We start from the raw sequence: 17,983 nt of genomic DNA, 5'->3' as shown, positions 1-17,983 counted from the left end.
GGCTGCGGGTGGCTTCAGATTGGCTTGTAACGCCAAAAGATCGAGTAGATGGGCTGACCATACATTTTTGTGGGCGGTGTCTATAAAGCTTGTAATAAGCTATCCGTGATCATTCCCGAAAATGTTGCCTCTACCGGCCCGATAAGAAAGACAGGCCCCACGCCATCCCATTGAACCGTCACAGTTCCACCATCACATTCAACCTCAACAGAATGGTCTAACAAACCACGACGAATTCCGTTAACAGCGGCGCCACAAGAGCAGGAACCTGAACCGAGTGGAATACCACCCCAGCGCTCCCAGATGCGCAACCGAATGTGCTTTCGGTTGATGATCTGGACGAAATGTACGTTCGTCCTGAGGGGGAATAGGGGATTGGTTTCTATTGACGGTCCAACTGTCGCTATATCAATGGCCGTCAGATCATCCACAAAATAGGTGCAGTGCGGATTGCCCATGCTGCACGCTGTTGGGCCATCAGCAAGTGGTAAAACAGCAGTGTCCAGTTCCAGAGCCAGGGGAATATCCGACCAGCTGAAAAGCGGCTTTCCCATGTTGACGGAAATTGCGCCGGTTGAAGTTCGTTCGCAAGTGAGTAGGCCACGGTTGGTTCGGAGCGCTATCGAAGTGGTATTTGATTCGCGCATCAGCCTATCCGCAGCGCCCCGCGTTGCACTGCCACAAACATCCAGCGTGGAGCCATCTGCATTCCAGAACATCAAACGCGCATCTGCATCATCGCAATCGAGCACCACCGCGAGTTGATTGAATCCGATTCCTCGGTGCCGATCACCCATTCGCCGAGCCAGGGTACTTGTCATTGGATTGGCCGCGTTTCGCGAGTCCACAATGACGAAGTCATCGCCATTGGCGTGCATTTTATGAAAACTCAGCGGCATAAATAGATCCTGGCGGATTTGACGTTTAAAGGAGATCTAGCCCCAGTTCGGTGTTCTGATCCGTATTTTCCATCGCTATCTGCATCTGTAACGCACACACCCGCCGGCTCACAATATCGGCGTGCTCCGCAGTCGCGGCAACCGCTGCACCGCAAACTCATAATGTAGGAGGCCCAATGGGCAAGATGGCGATTTTCCTGGGTGGATTTCTGGTGTTGACCATTTTGATTGGTGCCCTGGCCACGATCTCTCCCGCTTAGTTCTTTCTGCGATCAAACATCTTCCCGCCAGCGCCGCGCCTGAACGACCAACGCTGGCGCAAAGTGCAGCACGACCATTCTCACCAGGTGATGGGTCAGGATGAACACCACGTTCAGCCCGCCACTGAAGGCGACGAGGGCGATGGTTTCGATGGCGCCAGGCATGTACGCCAGCCACAACGACAAGGGGTCGCTGCCCAGAACCCGCCCGGCCACTGCGGCAAACGCCGCTGCGATCAGCAACATCAAGGCGACGGCCATCAGCCCGGCCCGTCCGTGGCGGACGAGTTCTGCGAGGCTGATGTCTTTGAATTTCGAGCCAATCAGCACACCGAGGAGGACCACGGCGGTGTCGACACTCCATGACGGCAGGTGGAAGGCCTGGAGATAGCCCAGCTTGAGGTAGACGCCGGTGATGACGATCGCGGTGAGCATGAACGGTGCCGGAACGCCGACGCGCAACAGCAAGCGGCCGAGCAACAGGCACAAGGCGATCAGCGATAGCAGGGTCAGCGCGGTACTCATGACCAGAGGGCTGCTCTCGGTAAGTGCCACGTCGGTCTGTCCGGGAATGCAGAAGCTGACCAGCACGGTGATCGACAGCAGTCGCACCAGGTGCACAACGATCACTTTGCTGGACGCGCGCTCGGACTCGAGCAAATCGAACACGGCGGCGAGTGCGCCCGGATACACGGCTAACAGGGAGTCCTTCGGGTTCCATCCCGAGACCTTGAGCAACCACAAACCGGCCACGACGCTCTGGACCGTCAGGCCCAGCAGCATGAAACCCAGGCTCGGCAACATGGAGGCCGCCATGTGGCTGTTCCACGAGGTGAACATCAAACCGGTCGCGATCCCCAACACGATTTGTACATAGACAAGGCTGAAGGGCAGCGCAGGAGAAAAACGCAAGTTGCTGGCGATCAATGCGGTGGCGAGTATTGAACCGAGTAACAGACCATGGGGGACACCAGCGTACTGCAGCGCGGTGCCGACGCCGGTGGCGATCAGCAAACACAGGAGGGTTTTCATGGTGTTGATGAGTCTTCCTTGATCCTTGTTGAACCCAACGCTTGCATCCGGGCCACGCACGTTTTCCCATCTAACGGCGTGAAGCGTCAAGTGACAAAAAGCACAACGCCTCCACAGTGGGAGGCGTTGCAGTTTCAGCGATACCGCTCGTGTTACTTAACGTCGAAACGATCCAGGTCCATCACTTTGGCCCAGGCGGCTACGAAGTCTTTGACGAACTTCTCCTGCGCATCAGCGGTTGCATAGACTTCCGCCAACGCTCGCAGTTGCGCATTCGAGCCGAAGACCAGATCGACGCGAGTGCCGGTCCACTTCACTTCGCCGGTTTTGCGATCGCGCCCTTCAAACTCCTCATTGGCTTCCGACACCGGTTTCCATTCCACGCCCATGTCCAGCAGGTTTTTGAAGAAGTCGTTGGTCAACGCCTCCGGCTGCTTGGTGAACACTCCGTGCTTGGTTTGCCCGACGTTGGTGTTCAGCACGCGCATGCCGCCAATGAGCGCGGTCATTTCTGGCGCGGTGAGAGTCAGCAGTTGCGCCTTGTCGATCAACAGCTGCTCGGCCAGTACGCTGTATCTGCCTTTGAGGTAGTTGCGGAAGCCATCGGCGATGGGTTCGAGGAATCCGAAAGACTCCACGTCCGTCTGCTCTTGGGTGGCGTCCATCCGTCCTGGTGTGAAAGGCACCGTCACGGTTTGACCGGCATTTTTCGCCGCCTGTTCGACGCCCGCGTTACCGGCCAGCACGATCAGGTCCGCCAGCGAGATCTTCTTGCCGCCGCTGTTGAACTCGCTTTGGATACCCTCGAGTTTCGCCAGCACGTTCGCCAGTTGGTCAGGCTGGTTGGCCTGCCAGAACTTCTGTGGGGCCAGACGCAAACGCGCACCGTTGGCGCCGCCGCGCTTGTCGGAGCCACGGAAGGTCGAAGCCGCCGCCCAAGCCGTTGATACAAGCTGCGAGACTGTCAGGCCCGAGGCCAGGAGTTTGCTCTTGAGTGCGGCGACGTCACTGTCGTTGACCAGGGCATGGTCAACCGCAGGAATCGGGTCTTGCCACAGCAATTCTTCGCTCGGCATTTCCGGGCCGAGGTAGCGGGAGAGGGGACCCATGTCGCGGTGGATCAGCTTGAACCAGGCGCGGGCGAACGCGTCGGCCAATTGGTCTGGATTGGCGAGGAAGCGCCGCGAAATCGGTTCATAGATCGGGTCGAACCGCAGCGACAGGTCAGTGGTGAGCATGGTCGGATTACGACGTTTGGATGGGTCGTGAGCATCCGGAATGATGCCGGCGCCGGCGTTGTTCTTCGGTATCCACTGATTCGCACCGGCCGGGCTTTTGCTCAGTTCCCACTCGAAGCCGAACAGGTTTTCCAGGTAGTTGTTGCTCCATTTCGTGGGCGTGGTGGTCCAGGTCACTTCCAGGCCGCTGGTGATGGTGTCCGCGCCCTTGCCGGTGCCGAAGCTGTTCTTCCAGCCAAAGCCCTGTGCTTCGAGGCCAGCGGCTTCGGGCTCGGCGCCGACATTGTCGGCAGGTCCGGCGCCGTGGGTCTTGCCGAAGGCGTGGCCGCCGGCGATCAGTGCCACGGTTTCTTCGTCATTCATCGCCATGCGCGCGAAGGTTTCGCGGATGTCTATCCCGGCCGCGACCGGGTCGGGGTTACCTTCCGGGCCTTCCGGGTTGACGTAGATCAGGCCCATTTGCACGGCGGCGAGCGGGTTCTCCAGGAATCGCCCCTGGACGGTGCGGCTCTCCTCATTTTCCCCCGGCTCAGCAACGAGTGGGCCTTCGCCAGGCTCTTGCATGGGCTCGTTTTTTTTTCCGTAGCGGGTGTCGCCGCCCAGCCACTTGTTTTCCGAGCCCCAGTAGACGTCCTCATCCGGCTCCCAAACGTCCGGACGACCGCCGGAAAAGCCGAAGGTCTTGAAACCCATGGACTCCAGCGCGACGTTGCCGGTGAGGACGATCAGATCCGCCCAGGAAATTTTACGGCCGTACTTTTGCTTGATCGGCCAGAGCAGCCGGCGCGCCTTGTCGAGGCTGACGTTGTCCGGCCAACTGTTGAGCGGCGCGAAGCGTTGCTGACCGGAACCGGCGCCACCACGACCGTCACCGGTGCGGTACGTTCCGGCGGCGTGCCAGGCCATGCGAATGAAGAGTGGCCCGTAGTGACCGAAGTCCGCCGGCCACCAGTCCTGGGAGTCGGTCATCAACGCAGTCAGGTCTCTTTTGACCGCTTCAAAGTCCAGGCTTTTGAATGCTTCGGCGTAGTTGAAGCCCTCGTCCATGGGGTCGGACAGGGACGAGTGCTGATGGAGGATCTTCAGATTCAGTTGGTTCGGCCACCAGTCGCGGTTTGTCGTGCCACCGCCAGCGGCGCTAATGAACGGGCATTTCGATTCGTTTGCCATGTGTGAGCTACCTTTGGTCGTATTCATCCGGCTATCCGGCCCAACGCGGGCGTTAAACAGCAACGGGCGAAACCAATGACACAGGCTGCAGGGCCAGCAGTTTGATCAACTGATTGTTTTGATCACACGGGAATTCTGAACAGCGGCAATCGAGTTGCCTGCACGGTGGCCTACGGCAGGTTTAGTCAGGCTTCTGACCCATTCCTATCTCCTTATCAGCTCTTGACCGGCCGGCTTATGGTGCCGGCGCTCGAATAAGGTTAGACCCCAGTTGGGAAGTCAGCTAATAGGGGGAGTATTGGGTCGTGATAGGCAGAGTCTTTTACGGGTATCACGGGCAGTCCCCGCGTCTATTTGAAGCATAGACGCGGGAAAGCCGTTACTTGCGCACGTTCTGGTACAGCATCAACCTTGAGGTTTCATGCATGGCACGGGTCAGTTGCGACAGGCGCTTGAACTCTTCAGGGTTTTGCTCGGCGACGTTGTCCAGTGGCGTCATTGAGGCCAGGTCGTGGAGGGTCGGCGAGCTGCCGTCGTGCTCCATCTGCACCATGTAGTGTTGAGTCACGCCGGCAATCAGCGGGAACGTACCTTCGCGCAATACCAGCGGTACTACTCGTTCACCCTCGGGCGCGGGCTGCTGAATGTCACGGCCCATGCCGCTGTTGCGGAACTCAAGGCCGGCCATACCCGCCACGGTGGGCAGCAAGTCCACCAGGCCGACCGCTTCCTTGACCTTACGCGTCCCCAGCAAACCCGGTGCGTGGATGATCATCGGCACGGCGTTGCTTTCCAGACCCAGTTGCTCGTAGGCCGGTGCCAGGAACGGGATCTGCGCGATTCGGGTGTTGTGGTCGCCAAACAGCACGAAAATGGTGTTGTCGTACCAGCCGCCTTCTTTAGCGATTTCCATCAAGCGACCGATGTTGAAGTCCAGCAAGCGCACGGCGTTGTACTGCTCGACACTGCGCGACCCTGCGGCCTGAACTTCGGCCAGGGTAGGGTGCTTGACCTCGAATCCATCATTGGTCTTGGGAATCGTGAAGGGACGATGGTTGCCGGCCGTCTGCACATAGGCAAAGAACGGTTTGTCCTTGGGCAGGGCTTGCAGGATCTGGTCGGTTTCCTTGAACAGATCCAGATCGGAAATCCCCCAGACATCCACCACCGGGGACTTCCAGTCCCGCTCTTCGAACAAGCGAACGCCGTCGATGCTTTGCCGAATCAAGGCATTCATGTTGGCCCAGCCGGAGTTGCCGCCGATGGTGTAGATCTTCTCGTAACCGGTGAATGCATTGATCAGTGTGTTCTGCTTGGTGATCAACGGATTACGCGTCGCGGTTTCCTGGCGGGTGACGTCGGGCACACCGCTGATGCTGGCCCAGACGGTTTTTGCGGTCCCCGTCACCGGCACATAGAAGTGCTCGAAGAACCAGCTCTGCGTGGCCAGGCGATCGATATTGGGCGTCGGATTGATCGGGTTGCCGTAAGCCCCGACAGCGCTGGTGCCCAGCGATTCGAGCATGACGAACATCACGTTCGGCGGCCGGGAACCCGGTACTTTGTAAGGTTGTGGCGCCTGGTGACGGACGAAATCAAGGGTTTGCGGATCGGGCTTGTCTACGCCCAGGTAGTTGGCCATCACCGCGTAGTGTTCGCGCACCTGCGCTTCGTCATAGCGCGACTGGCCGACTTTGACCGTGTCGTAGAGGAACAACACCGGGTTCAGGCCCAACGCCGCGATCTGGTTATTGCCCGAGAAGAACGCATCGCTCCAGCGCAATGGGACCGGGTTTTCAAGGTTCATGTTTTCGACACGACCTAAAATGCCCAACAGCACCACCACGACCATCAACGCGCCACCCAATGTCGCGGAGAGCCGGCGAATGGCTTTGCGAGGGCGGTCCAGCGTTACGCGTTCCAGACGCACCAGAGCCAGTGTCACCAGCGCGACCGTTGCCAGCCAACCCAGTGAAATCCAGATCACCGGGTAGGTCTGCCAGACCATGTCGCGGGATATTTGCGCATCCTCGATGAAGCGCAGCACGGTGGCGTTGATCCTCACGCCCAGGTAGGCGTAATGACCAAAATCGATGATGTAAATCAGTAGCAGGACGCTCAGGGCCGCGACCAGATACACGCGGGCGATGCGGCGAAGCAGGCGGCTGCCGATCAGGTTCCAGCGAGGAATCCAGGCCAGCAACGCCAAGGGCAACATCGCCAGGATGGCCAGGCGCAGGTCGAATCGAAAGCCGATCCCCAGAGTTTCCATGACGGCGTTTTGGTCGGTCAGCGCTCTGGCGTCGAAACCGGAATAGCCGAAAAAGAACATGACCCGAAGCACAGCAAACAGCGCGAACGTAATCGCTGTCGCGCCCAGCCAGTAATGTAAACGTCTCGAGTGCAACCAACCCATCCATGTTCCCCTGTTAATAAAGTCGTTAAATCTCAAACGGAACTGGACACATTGCCCACTGCACCGCGGCGCTTGGTTGCCCGGCGATACGTCCAGCGCACGGCAAGCATCAGCAGTGCCACGCAGCAATACAGACCCAGCAGCGGATCAACCAGGTAATCCCAATAGTTTTGCGACGGTTTGATCCCGGCAATGAAGGCCAGGGTCGCGCTGGCCAGCATCACGACGGCCAGGCCGTTGCGTAGGTAAAACAGGCCCAGTGTCAGCACGGCGAGGACAATCAGCATGGGGCGCGGGCTGTAGCCAAACCGATAGGGGTCCAGATCACTCATGCCCAGGGTTGCCGGGTACAGCACCAGGGCCATCGCGGCGAAGAGGATCAATACGCCGGTCTTGCCCCGCGCAGGTGGCAGGATGTCCAGCCGACGCAAGCAGCCCCACGCCATGAACACCATTGAGGTGATCGCCAGGTCATCAATGTAGCTGCGCAAATAGGCGGCCAACGATAACCCGTCCAACGATATGAAGCTGACTGCCAGCAATACAGCCAATAGTGCGATCCGCCAGCTCCTGTGCAAGCCGAAAGAAGGCAGCACCAGGAAGATGATCATTGCGAAGCTGAGATGGGCTTGCCACAGGCTGATCATTTGCGACGCTCGTTAAGCCATGCATCGTTAAAGGTGACGTGCTTGATGAAGGTGTTGTTCCAGGAATAAACCAAGTGATACATCCCGTCGGGGCTGCGGATGAAGTACGGGTATTCATATTCAAATTCACACCCTTGGCTTTTACAGACACGGTTGTCGAGGTTGTCCAGGAACTGTGCCTCCAGCGGTTGGCGAAGCTCGCCGCTGGAACCGCGGAACTCTTTACCGATGATTTCCTTGTAGGCCTCGGGTGAAAACGGAGCGCCCGCTGGATCAGGTGACTTGTCCAGGTCCCGCAACGAGCGCCAATCGTCCATTTTCGCGTCGGTCCCATAAAGGCTCAGCTTGAAGCGTCCTTCCTGCAGGTCGTTGAGCGCCACCAGCAACCCATGTTCGGGCGTCGCGACGGCGGCCAACGATGAGTTCGGATTCGAGGGGTCGAGCGGATAAGGTTCGCTCCAGGTTTGACCGGCGTCTTCGGTGCGGGTCGCCAGCACACGGTGGTGGGTGTTGCCGGCATAGCGCAGCAAGGCGATGCCGCGCTGCCCATCCAGCGGAACCACCGTGGGTTGCAATGAATTCTTGCCGTGGCTGATGCGGAATTTGTCGATCACATTGCCGTCTGCGCTCAAGTAGAGGTACTCGGCAAACTTGCCCAGAAACTCGTGGTAGACCGGCAAACCGATGGAGCCGTCGGCATGAAACACCGGTGCCGACCGGACCAGGGTGCTGATGTTCAGAAAGGGTGAAGTGATCAGCTGGCGCGGGGCGGACCAGCTTTCACCGAAGTCGTCTGAAACCATTACATTGACCGCGCTGCCAGCCCAGCCACCCATGGACACGGACACGTAGAACAACCACACGCGATTATCCGGCGCGAGGGCAACCACCGGATTGCCCAGCTTGCGAATGTATTTTCGCGTGCCTTGTTGGGTCGAATCCCGAGTCGCCAATACCTTTTCAGCCCCCCACTCACCGGTTTTCGGGTCGAAACGGGCGGAGCGCACCTGCACATCGGATGCGCCTTCGCGGGAGCCGGCGAACCAGACCGTCATCAGACTGCCGTCGGGCAAGGCGGTCACCGCCGAGGAATGCACGAAATCCACCAGCCCGGAGGAGGCGAAACGGCTGGTATAAATGGGCTTGGCCACTTGGCCGGCCACTGCCATCACTGGACTGATCAGGGCAAAGGAAGAGTGCGTATTGGCAGGATTGAAGAACCATGCAGCCGCAAAAAGGCAAGAGAGTGCAAGGTATGTACCGAGGGCAGGAACGCTGGAAAGTTTGATGCGCATAATTAAGACGTTGGCATCTCATGGCCCGATAAAGCGCTCAAATTAACACTCGGTAGTTCACGATCGGGTTTAATGAGTTTTTATTTTGTAAGCAATTGTTTGTAGTGTACTGCGTTGTCGACGATCAAAGTCTGATTGAGAGGCTGAGACTACCGGATTAGACGGTTTTCACTTCGGCCAACGGGACTTGCCGAGCATCTCCACCGTTGGTCGCAAAAGCCGGACCTAAGCCATGATGAACCTGAAAAGGAAACTTCTATCCATCCCCTGCAAAAAGTAATCTGTCACCCCCGACACCTGGATGGATCCAAACCATGCACCTCACCCACCGCCCCGTCTGCGCTGAAGATGTCCTGACGATTTGCGACTTTCCTCAAAATCCCCAAGAACTGTTTTTTATGTTCCCGAAGGCGCAGTACCCGCTGACGGAAGATCAACTGCAGGCATCGATTGATCAACGTTCCGACTCAACGGTGGTTGAGGCGGACGGTTCTGTTATGGGTTTTGCTAACTTTTACAGGTTTGAGCGCGATGGTGTTTGCGCGATCGGCAATGTGATCGTGTCGCCCAAGGCTCGGGGGAAGGGTATCGCGAAGTTTTTGCTGCAGACGATGGTGGGGCTGGCGTTTGAATGTCATCGGGCACGCGAGGTGCAGCTGTCGTGCTTCAACGAGAATACGGCGGGGTTGCTTCTGTATCCGCAGCTCGGGTTTGTGCCGTATGGGGTTGAGGAGCGGTTGGCGCCGGACGGGCGTCGTGTGGCGCTGATAAACATGCGGTTGCTCACCGAAACCAAAAGCATGGAAATCCCATGCGCATAGATAAAGCTTGTCCCGTCGTGCTGCGAAAAAAAGAGGGGCTGGAGATTTTAGCGTTCCGGCATCCGTTGGCAGGTCTGCAACTGGTCAAGGGCAGTGTCGAACCCGGAGAGCCGACTGACGCGGCGGCTATTCGGGAGTTATTCGAAGAGGCGGGCGTCAGGGGCGAGGTGATACGGGATCTGGGGAGCTGGGATTCGGCGATAACGGGGCACACGTGGGCGTTTCACGAGTGCCGCGTTATGCAAAATCTTCCGGATACCTGGAGCCATTTTGCAGAAGACGATGGAGGACACGAGTTCCAGTTCTTTTGGCATCCACTGGCAAACGAGCCCAGTGAAGAATGGCATCAGGTCTTTCAGGACGTTTTGGCCTTTCTACGACCGCGCGTCTAGCGTTATGGCTTATCCCGAGCATCGATACGCCACGATTTCAACGGGTCAGAAGTAATACCCGATATTGACGTTGGTCCGGTAATACCACTGATTGCTGCCAACCGAACGGGTATTGGTAAAGCCCGTACCGTTTTCCGCACCGCCATAGGGGTTGGCGTTTTTTGCCCAGGTCAGGTCGACCCACGCCATGATCGGCATGGCCAGGAACTGCGCGCCGACGGTGTACATCTGCGAGTCGTGAAACGTGGTTTCTTGTATGGCACGAAATTTCACATCGAATGTGCATGCCATGGGAAACGGCGAGAAAGAATGGCTTGCTGAGGTAACGCGAAGCGGGGTTTTGTTTTACATATGAAACAAGGGTTCGGGCAAGCCTGCATCTGTAGGAGCTGAGCTTGCTCGCGAAGGCGGTGGTTCAGTCAATAGGGATGTTGAATGTGATGGCCTCTTCGCGAGCAAGCTCTGCTCCTACAGGAGTGTGTTTGTGAGGGGCGCCTTTTGTCGGTGTGCCTGAACCGGACTCGCGATGAGTTGTTCCATTGAGAAGGACTCTGGAACCGTCGTCATCCTCCGCTTTGAGGAACTCAAACCATGCAGCCCAAGGCACACCAGCGATACGACCTGACGCTGCTGATGCTGTTTGTGTTGGTCGTCGTGGTGTCGGGGTATTCACCCCGCAGCCGAGTGGATTGGGCACTGGAAAATCTGCTGGTGTTGTTACTGGTGGGCGCACTGTTGGTTGTCTCCGGCCGGTTTCGCCTGTCGGCTGTTTCCATCAGCCTGGTATTCGTTTTCCTGTGCATTCACGAACTGGGTTCTCACTACACCTATGCCAAGGTGCCGTACGACCAATGGTGTTCGGCCTTGACCGGGGTCAGCCTCGATAAAGCGCTGGGGTTGCAGCGCAATCATTTTGATCGGCTGGTCCATCTGAGCTACGGGCTGTTGATGGCTTACCCCATTCGAGAAGTGCTGGTGCGCCTCACACCGTTGCGGGGTTTCTGGCTGGTGTTCATGGCGTTGAACATCATTCTGTCGACGTCGGCCATTTACGAAATGGTGGAATGGATTGGTGGCGCCTTCCTCGGCGACGACACCTCGCGTGCCTTCGTCGGCGCGCAGAACGATCCCTGGGATTCACAGAAAGACATGGCGTTGGCGGTGGCCGGGGCCTTCGTCAGCGAGTGTGTGGTTTTGCTGTGCAAGCAAAAGCGCGCCGTTCCTCACGCCCAACATTCGAATGTCGGGCGGCCTCCTTCGTGATGGGGCATCGTGAGATAGACTCAACAGCGAACATCCTACGGTGGGAGTGACAACGGTGGCGGGATTGCGATGGACTCGCTGATCACGGCCGCAGCGCAGGCGCTGGCAGCGGGTGATCCGCTCGGCGCGCTGAACCGGGTCGCGTTGCGCGACGATGCGCCGGCGCTGGCGTTGCGCGGGATTGCGATGGCGCAACTCGGCGATCTGGTGCGAGCCAAGGCGCTGGTGCAGAGGGCGGCGCGGGCCTTCGGGCCGAAGGAGGCCTTGGCTCGGGCGCGGTGTGTGGTCGCCGAGGCCGAGATCGCGCTGGCCTCCCGGGAGTTGGGCTGGCCAGTGAAGGCACTCGAGTCGGCACGGGTGACGCTTGAGGCGCACGGCGATCGAGTGAACGCTGCTCATGCGCGGTATCTGCAGATTCGGCGTTTGCTGCTGATCGGGCATCTCGAAGAGGCCGACATGCTGCTCGCCGAGCTTGACCCCGCGCCATTGCCGCCGGCATTGCGCGCCGCCCACGAACTGGTCGTGGCGGGGATCGCGATGCGACGACTCGAGACGAACAAGGCGCGGTCTGCACTCACGAGGGCCGAGCACGCCGCGCACGACGCCGATATTCCTGCGCTGACGGCCGAGGTGGAAAACGCTGCCCTTGTCCTGGACACGCCCGTCGCGCGTTTGATTGCCTATGGCGAAGAACGGCCTCTGTTGCTGGATGAGGTTGAAGCGTTGCTCGCGTCCACGTCGCTGGTCGTGGACGCGTGTCGATACGTGGTGCGTGGCGCCGGCATGTCGGTTCCCCTCGCTACACGCCCGGTCTTGTTCGCCCTCGCACGGGCACTGGCCGAAGCGTGGCCGGCCGACGTGTCGAGGGAAACGCTGATTGCCCGGGCCTTTCGTTTGAAGCACGCCGATGAGTCCCTTCGCGCGCGGTTGAGAGTCGAAATCGGGCGACTGCGCACGGCGCTTAAACCCTTGGCCGGCATCTCTGCAACCCAGCGTGGTTTTGCGCTGGTGGCGCTGGTTGCCTCTGACGTTGTGGTGCTGGTGCCACACGTCGAAGAGAAGCACGGGTCGGTGTTCGCTTTCCTTGTCGACGGTGAGTCGTGGTCGAGTTCGGCCCTGGCACTGGCCCTCGGTGCCAGCCAACGCACGGTGCAACGGGCACTCGAAGAACTGGCCCGCGAGGGCAAGGTGCAGTCGTTCGGTCGCGGCCGGACGCGTCGCTGGATGACCCCGCCGGTGCCGGGTTTCGCGACGACCTTGTTACTCCCGGTGCCACTGCCGGGTGACTAGGATGAACGTCACCCACCCGTAACGAGGAATGCCAACATGAAACAGTCAGCAGCCAAAATCCTTCGTGAATATGGACCCTTTGCCGGTGTCGACAAGGTGCATGGCGTCACCTGGGACGGTCAGCACGTGTGGTTTGCCACCGGTGACAAACTCAACGCCCTGGACCCTGAAAGTGGCAAGACACTGCGTTCAATCGATGTCGCCGCCCATGCCGGCACAGCCTTCGACGGCCAGCACCTGTTCCAGATCGCCGAGGATCGCATCCAGAAAATTGACCCGCAGACCGGCCGTGTACTCGCGACTATTCCGGCGCCTGGCGGCAGCGACTCAGGGCTGACGTGGGCGGAAGGGACGCTGTGGGTCGGCGAATATCGGGATCGCAAGATTCATCAGATCGATCCCGAGACCGGCGCGATTCTGCGCACCCTTGAATCCAACCGCTTCGTCACCGGGGTGACCTGGGTCGAGGGGCAGCTGTGGCATGGCACCTGGGAAGAAGATGAGAGTGAGTTACGCCGTATCGATTCGACCACCGGCGAGGTGCTGGAGAGTGTGAAGCTGCCGGCCGGCGTCGGGGTGTCGGGGCTTGAATCGGACGGCGGCCATCAGTTTTTCTGCGGCGGCGGTGGCAGTGGGAAGGTGAGGGCAGTGCGGCGCCCCAAATGAGGCGCCGCTCAATCACTCAAGGCGCGCCAAACAACATCGTCCAATAAACGCCTCTATCACTGCGTGCGTCCGCCGCATAGGCTGCGCCCATCTGGGTAAACATCGGGTTCATCAGGTTGGCGCAATGCCCCGGGCTGGCCAGCCAGCCCGACATGGCCTTGCTCGGTGAGCCCTGGCCGGCAGCGATGTTCTCGCCGATTTGCCGGCCACGGAAACCAGCGGCTCTGGCCCGGTCTGCGGGCATGTCACCGTCGGGGTCCTGGTGTGCGAAGTAGTTGCCGTAGGCCATTGCTTTACTGTGCCCTTGCGCCGCAGCGCCCAGGGACGCGTTCCAGGCCAATGGCCGTGCGGCGGCGAAGCGCTGACGACCGCAGAGGCGCGGTTTTGAGCGTGCCGCATTGACCTGTGCCAGCAATGCTTTGCTGACAGCTCGCGAATCACCCACACGACTGTCCAGCACGGGCTGCGCCAGCACCACCTGCCACTCACTCCGGGCGCGACTAACGCCAATGTCGGCATATTGGGTATCGAGCAACGCCCCGCAGTAATCGTTCTGGAGCATGTCGAAGGCCTCATCGGCATCCTGCGCACCGACCACGCGAATCGTGCGCACGGTCACCGCCTGATAGCCGGACGCTTTCAATCGATCGCGTAAACCGCCGCCATAGCCGATCGGCAAAGCCAGGTTCGACTTCAACGCCAACGGCGATAACGCTCGACCCGCGCGCCCCAAGCAGCGATCGGGGTGAGCGCGGTAGTCGTTGATGGCTTCCACCAACTGCCTTTCGGCACCGGCGTGGGCGGGGGTGACGAACAGGGAAAACAGAGGAATGAAACAGAGCGAGGCAACGCGAACGGACAGGAGGGTTTGGCGCATGGATGAATAGCTCTGAGCGGGCAAGTGGAATTCACGGCTCGGCTATGACTGGCGCTTCAACACAAGGTTCACGGGCGCAAGAGACATATTTGCGCGGGGCGCAGTGCGTCCGCCAAAGTGGACATGGAGGTGTCGTATGATGGCTTCTTTTTACCCGTCACAAGGACCCAACCATGCCGTTAAGCAAACGCGATCAGGCGAACATCGAGCGACGCCTGGTGGCCACCCTGACTGAGGCGTGTGAGACGGCAAAAGCGGAAGTCGTCGGGTTCTGCTGGCTGACCCATGAGATCGATTACGACCTGTTTCCTTCCAGTCTGCGGGTCATCTGGGTCTTCGATACGCAGGCCAACAAGGATCAGGCGCTGGCCAGTGGGCAGGGCGAGCGCATGGTCGAGTTGACCGCCATGGCGTTAAGCGAATCGGACGTTCTCGTCAGTCCGGTATCGGCCCATGTGCAGTTCGATTCTGAAGAAGAATGCCAGCGCACCGATGGCGGAAACTGGCAGCAACGCTTGTCGCGCCCGCTCACTTCGAAAACTTTCGCGCCCCGGCCACGCAAAGGATCACCGCGACGGTAACCCCCAGCATGCCGATACTGACGTGTTCGTGAAGCAGGGTGGCCGCCAGCGCCAAGCCAAAAAACGGCTGTAGCAGCTGAAGCTGGCCGACGGCGGCAATCCCCCCTTGGGCCAGCCCGCGGTACCAGAATACGAAACCGATCAGCATGCTGAAGATCGATACGTACGCCAGGCTGAGCCACGCGGATGGGGTAATTCCCGAGAACGAAGCAGGGGCCAGAAACCAGGTCAGCGGGATCATGACGGGCAGCGACAGCAGCAATGCCCAAGAGATCACCTGCCAGCCTCCCAGGGTTCTTGAAAGCTTCGCACCTTCCGCATAACCCAGCCCGCAGGCGAGGATGGCCAGCAGCATGAGGATGTCGCCGGTCGGCGAAGCGGTCAGGCCTTGCGAGACGGCAAACCCCACGACCAACGCGCTGCCCAGCACCGAGAAGAACCAGAATACCGGCCGGGGACGCTCCCCGCCGCGCAACACGCCGAACACCGCGGTGGCGAGTGGCAACAAGCCAACGAAGACGATGGAGTGCGCCGACGTCACGTACTGCAGCGCCAGCGCCGTGAGCAGCGGAAACCCTACTACAACGCCCATTGCCACGATCGCCAAAGGCATAAGCTGATGCTTGGCGGGACGTTTTTCTTTAAACAGCACCAGCATGCACAGCGCCAGGAGCCCGGCAATCGCCGCTCGGGCAACGGTCAGGAACACCGGGTCGAATTCCAGCACGGCCAACCGTGTGGCTGGCAGCGAGCCGCTGAAAATCAGCACACCGATAAACCCGTTGAGCCAGCCGCTCGCGGTCTTTTCCGTCGTTGGGTTTTGCAGGGTCCGTTCCATCTGAGGGCACTCTCAATTTGCAGAGTTCCATCGTATGATCGACGATCACTACAATCAAAAAATTGTCATGGATACATCTCGACATGCCTCGCTCACGGTACAAGTCATTAGTGGATGCTTTTGCGGCCGACATCCGGTCAGGCCGATTGTTGCCGGGCACGCGACTGCCGACGCATCGTCAACTGGCGGCGACAGAAGGGCTGGCTCTGGTCACCGCCAGTCGGGTCTATGCAGAGCTCGAAGCCATGGGCCTGGTCAGCGGCGAGACGGGGCGAGGCACGTTCGTGCGGGAGACGTCGTTGCCGCCTGGCTTGGGCATCGACCAGAAAAACGTTGCCGTGGGAATGACTGACCTCAACTTCAACTATCCCTCGCTGCCAGGGCAGGCAGAACTCTTGCGAAATGCGCTACGCCAACTCGCCTCGGGCGGTGATCTGGAATCCCTGTTGCGCTACCAGCCACACGCCGGGCGTCTGCATGAGCGCGCCTCGGTGGCGCGCCATTTGCTCGCCCGAGGGCTGACGGTGGATGCCGAGCAAGTGCTGATGGTCAGCGGTGCCCAGCATGGACTGGCCGTGACGATGATGGCGCTGCTGCAACCCGGTGATGTGATTGCAGCGGATGCGCTGACCTATTCAGGATTCATCGTGCTGGCCGAAGCCTTGCACCTTGAAATCGTGCCCATTCCCGTGACCGAACACGGATCTGATCTGGAGGCGCTGGACCGTCTGTGCCGGAGTCGCCGCGTGCGGGCGGTGTACTCGATGCCGACGCTGCACAATCCGCTGGGATGGGTGATGAGTGCCGATCAGCGCGAGTCGCTGGTGACGATTGCGCGCAGGCATGACTTGCTCATCATCGAGGATGCCGCGTATGCCTTTCTTGCCGAGGACCCGCCGGCACCGATAGCGCAACTCGCACCCGAGCGGACCGTTTACGTTTCAGGGCTCTCCAAGAGTGTGGCCACCGGATTGCGCGTAGGTTTCGTCGCTGCCCCGGCCGAAAAAGTGCCCGCGCTGGAGCGAACGATCAGGGCGACCACCTGGAATACCCCGGGCGTGCTGACGGCGATCGCGAGCACGTGGCTCGACGATGGCACGGTCATGCAGCTGGAAGCTGAAAAACGTCGGGATGCTCAGGCCAGGCAAACCATGGCCGCAGAAGTGCTGGCGGGCCTTCCGTGCATTCGTCATCCATCGTCTTATTTTCTTTGGCTGCCTCTTTCCGAAGATGCGAGGGCCGACCAGATCGCCGCGGCGCTGCTGCGTGAAAAAGTGGCGGTTTCAACCGCTGAGCCTTTTGCGACCTCTGCTCATGTACCGCATGCGATTCGCTTGGCGCTGGGGTCTGCGGAGATGGGCGCACTGCGTGAGGCGCTGGAAAAAGTTAAGTGGGTGATCGGTGCTTACTCATAGCCCGAAGTCGCCAACCGCCATCTATATTGAAAGGTCCAGTCCGCTACAGGTGATGCAAGCGCCCTGACGAGTGGCGAATCCATCAAGCAAGAAGGACTGGTCCACAGAGGGCAATCTTTTTCATCCAGCATTTTCAATCAGGAGATCATCATGACCCAGATCGAAAAAGTACTGTACACCGCCAAAGTCCACACCACGGGTGGGCGGGACGGCGCATCACGCAGCGATGATGGACGACTCGAAGTCAAGCTTTCGTCCCCTGGCACCAAGGGTGACGGCACCAATCCGGAGCAGTTGTTCGCCACCGGGTGGTCAGCCTGCTTCATCGGTGCGATGCAGGTCGCTGCCGGCAAAATGAAGGTCACGCTCCCGCCTGACCTGGCCATTGACGCCGAAGTTGACCTGGGCACCAACGCAGGCGGTTATCTCCTGCAGGCTCGCCTCAACATCAGCCTGCCGGGAATGGACCGCGAAACCGCCCGGGCGCTGGTGGATGAAGGGCACAAGCTGTGTCCGTACTCCAAAGCCACGCGGGGCAATATCAACGTTGAAATCAACCTGGTCTGAGCCGTAATGCTGTTTGCTTGAGGTTGGGGTACATAGGTTGGGGTACATATCCGTTTCTGCGGTGATGGCGGCTGGCGGTTTCGCTTTTACAGCGACTCCCTTTTGCAAACGCCCAAAAGGAAGCAAAACGCTTTGCCCCTCCATTCGGTGCCTCGCTGTGGCTCGGCATGCCCTCACTCCGGCATTGCTCCGGGGGCCCGCCGCCATCGGCCATCCATGGCCGGGGGCGGCTACCGCGGCATCCTTGCCGCGGTGCCCCCTGCGCAACGCCTGCGTTCGGCCTCTGGGAAAGGGGCAACAGATCAAAATCAAAAGC

Annotated in this window: 16 protein-coding genes and 1 pseudogene; 8 read left to right on the top strand and 9 right to left on the bottom strand. The window is 59.5% G+C overall.

Annotated features, from left to right (window positions below):
* Nucleotides 1-80: 80 nt before the first annotated feature.
* From dapF to CKW16_RS30595, 6 genes are all read right to left on the bottom strand, one after another.
* Nucleotides 81-899, bottom strand: coding sequence for a diaminopimelate epimerase (dapF, locus tag CKW16_RS30625; protein ID WP_095133318.1), 819 nt, complete (start codon nucleotides 897-899; stop codon nucleotides 81-83).
* A 272-nt stretch (nucleotides 900-1,171) separates the two neighbouring features.
* The gene (locus CKW16_RS30615) at nucleotides 1,172-2,191 is read right to left on the bottom strand and encodes an AbrB family transcriptional regulator (RefSeq protein WP_095133316.1); all 1,020 of its coding nucleotides are present in this window, start codon (nucleotides 2,189-2,191) and stop codon (nucleotides 1,172-1,174) included.
* Between the two features lie 152 nt (nucleotides 2,192-2,343).
* A complete protein-coding gene (katG, locus tag CKW16_RS30610) occupies nucleotides 2,344-4,599 on the bottom strand; it encodes a catalase/peroxidase HPI (protein WP_095133314.1) in 2,256 nt (751 codons plus the stop codon).
* A gap of 379 nt (nucleotides 4,600-4,978) precedes the next feature.
* The gene (locus CKW16_RS30605; RefSeq protein WP_095133305.1) at nucleotides 4,979-7,015 is read right to left on the bottom strand and encodes an LTA synthase family protein; all 2,037 of its coding nucleotides are present in this window, start codon (nucleotides 7,013-7,015) and stop codon (nucleotides 4,979-4,981) included.
* A 32-nt stretch (nucleotides 7,016-7,047) separates the two neighbouring features.
* A complete protein-coding gene (locus CKW16_RS30600; protein WP_095133303.1) occupies nucleotides 7,048-7,662 on the bottom strand; it encodes a hypothetical protein in 615 nt (204 codons plus the stop codon).
* On the bottom strand, nucleotides 7,659-8,957 hold the full coding sequence (locus tag CKW16_RS30595) for an exo-alpha-sialidase (protein WP_095133301.1): 1,299 nt from the start codon (nucleotides 8,955-8,957) through the stop codon (nucleotides 7,659-7,661). Before CKW16_RS30595 ends, CKW16_RS30600 begins: the two co-directional genes overlap by 4 nt.
* A gap of 314 nt (nucleotides 8,958-9,271) precedes the next feature.
* Here CKW16_RS30595 and CKW16_RS30590 point away from each other — a divergent pair, with 314 nt between their 5' ends.
* Together CKW16_RS30590 and CKW16_RS30585 are read left to right on the top strand one after the other, a co-directional pair.
* Nucleotides 9,272-9,778, top strand: a complete 507-nt coding sequence (locus tag CKW16_RS30590; protein WP_095133299.1) for a GNAT family N-acetyltransferase — start codon at nucleotides 9,272-9,274, stop codon at nucleotides 9,776-9,778.
* The gene (locus tag CKW16_RS30585) at nucleotides 9,769-10,170 is read left to right on the top strand and encodes an NUDIX domain-containing protein (protein ID WP_095133297.1); all 402 of its coding nucleotides are present in this window, start codon (nucleotides 9,769-9,771) and stop codon (nucleotides 10,168-10,170) included. The genes CKW16_RS30590 and CKW16_RS30585 overlap by 10 nt, the downstream gene beginning before the upstream one ends.
* A 45-nt stretch (nucleotides 10,171-10,215) precedes the next feature.
* Here CKW16_RS30585 and CKW16_RS30580 read toward each other — a convergent pair.
* Nucleotides 10,216-10,407 (bottom strand): annotated as a pseudogene (locus CKW16_RS30580) (hypothetical protein); the annotation flags it as partial.
* Between the two features lie 354 nt (nucleotides 10,408-10,761).
* On the opposite strand from CKW16_RS30580, the gene CKW16_RS30575 reads away from it, so the two are divergent.
* The 3 genes from CKW16_RS30575 to CKW16_RS30565 all read left to right on the top strand — a co-directional run bounded on the left by CKW16_RS30575 (nucleotide 10,762) and on the right by CKW16_RS30565 (nucleotide 13,389).
* Nucleotides 10,762-11,433 (top strand): DUF2238 domain-containing protein, encoded by a 672-nt coding sequence (locus CKW16_RS30575; RefSeq protein WP_095133295.1) that lies wholly within the window; start codon nucleotides 10,762-10,764, stop codon nucleotides 11,431-11,433.
* A 69-nt stretch (nucleotides 11,434-11,502) separates the two neighbouring features.
* Nucleotides 11,503-12,723 carry a helix-turn-helix domain-containing protein gene (locus CKW16_RS30570; RefSeq protein ID WP_095133293.1) on the top strand — a complete coding sequence of 407 codons (1,221 nt, stop codon included), beginning with the start codon at nucleotides 11,503-11,505 and terminating at the stop codon, nucleotides 12,721-12,723.
* 36 nt (nucleotides 12,724-12,759) lie between these two features.
* Entirely contained in the window at nucleotides 12,760-13,389 is a 630-nt protein-coding gene (locus tag CKW16_RS30565; protein ID WP_095133291.1) for a glutaminyl-peptide cyclotransferase, read from the top strand.
* A 16-nt stretch (nucleotides 13,390-13,405) separates the two neighbouring features.
* Here the strand turns inward: CKW16_RS30565 and CKW16_RS30560 are convergent, their stop codons facing one another.
* A complete protein-coding gene (locus CKW16_RS30560; protein WP_095133289.1) occupies nucleotides 13,406-14,266 on the bottom strand; it encodes a CAP domain-containing protein in 861 nt (286 codons plus the stop codon).
* Nucleotides 14,267-14,439: 173 nt separating this feature from the next.
* Between CKW16_RS30560 and CKW16_RS30555 the strand changes: the two genes are divergently transcribed.
* On the top strand, nucleotides 14,440-14,847 hold the full coding sequence (locus tag CKW16_RS30555) for a hypothetical protein (RefSeq protein WP_095133287.1): 408 nt from the start codon (nucleotides 14,440-14,442) through the stop codon (nucleotides 14,845-14,847).
* Here the strand turns inward: CKW16_RS30555 and CKW16_RS30550 are convergent.
* Nucleotides 14,795-15,685 carry a DMT family transporter gene (locus CKW16_RS30550; protein WP_095133285.1) on the bottom strand — a complete coding sequence of 297 codons (891 nt, stop codon included), beginning with the start codon at nucleotides 15,683-15,685 and terminating at the stop codon, nucleotides 14,795-14,797. The two genes, CKW16_RS30555 and CKW16_RS30550, sit on opposite strands and share 53 nt — an antisense overlap.
* 83 nt (nucleotides 15,686-15,768) lie before the next feature.
* Between CKW16_RS30550 and CKW16_RS30545 the strand changes: the two genes are divergently transcribed.
* Nucleotides 15,769-17,100 carry a PLP-dependent aminotransferase family protein gene (locus CKW16_RS30545; RefSeq protein WP_095133283.1) on the top strand — a complete coding sequence of 444 codons (1,332 nt, stop codon included), beginning with the start codon at nucleotides 15,769-15,771 and terminating at the stop codon, nucleotides 17,098-17,100.
* Nucleotides 17,101-17,250: 150 nt separating this feature from the next.
* The gene (locus CKW16_RS30540) at nucleotides 17,251-17,667 is read left to right on the top strand and encodes an organic hydroperoxide resistance protein (protein WP_046055505.1); all 417 of its coding nucleotides are present in this window, start codon (nucleotides 17,251-17,253) and stop codon (nucleotides 17,665-17,667) included.
* Nucleotides 17,668-17,983: the final 316 nt, after the last annotated feature.

It is taken from the genome of Pseudomonas sp. Irchel s3h14 (assembly GCF_900187425.1).
GTDB lineage: Bacteria > Pseudomonadota > Gammaproteobacteria > Pseudomonadales > Pseudomonadaceae > Aquipseudomonas.
The sequence above is the reverse complement of the archived record's forward strand: the minus strand, read 5'-3'. Positions and strand labels throughout refer to the sequence as shown.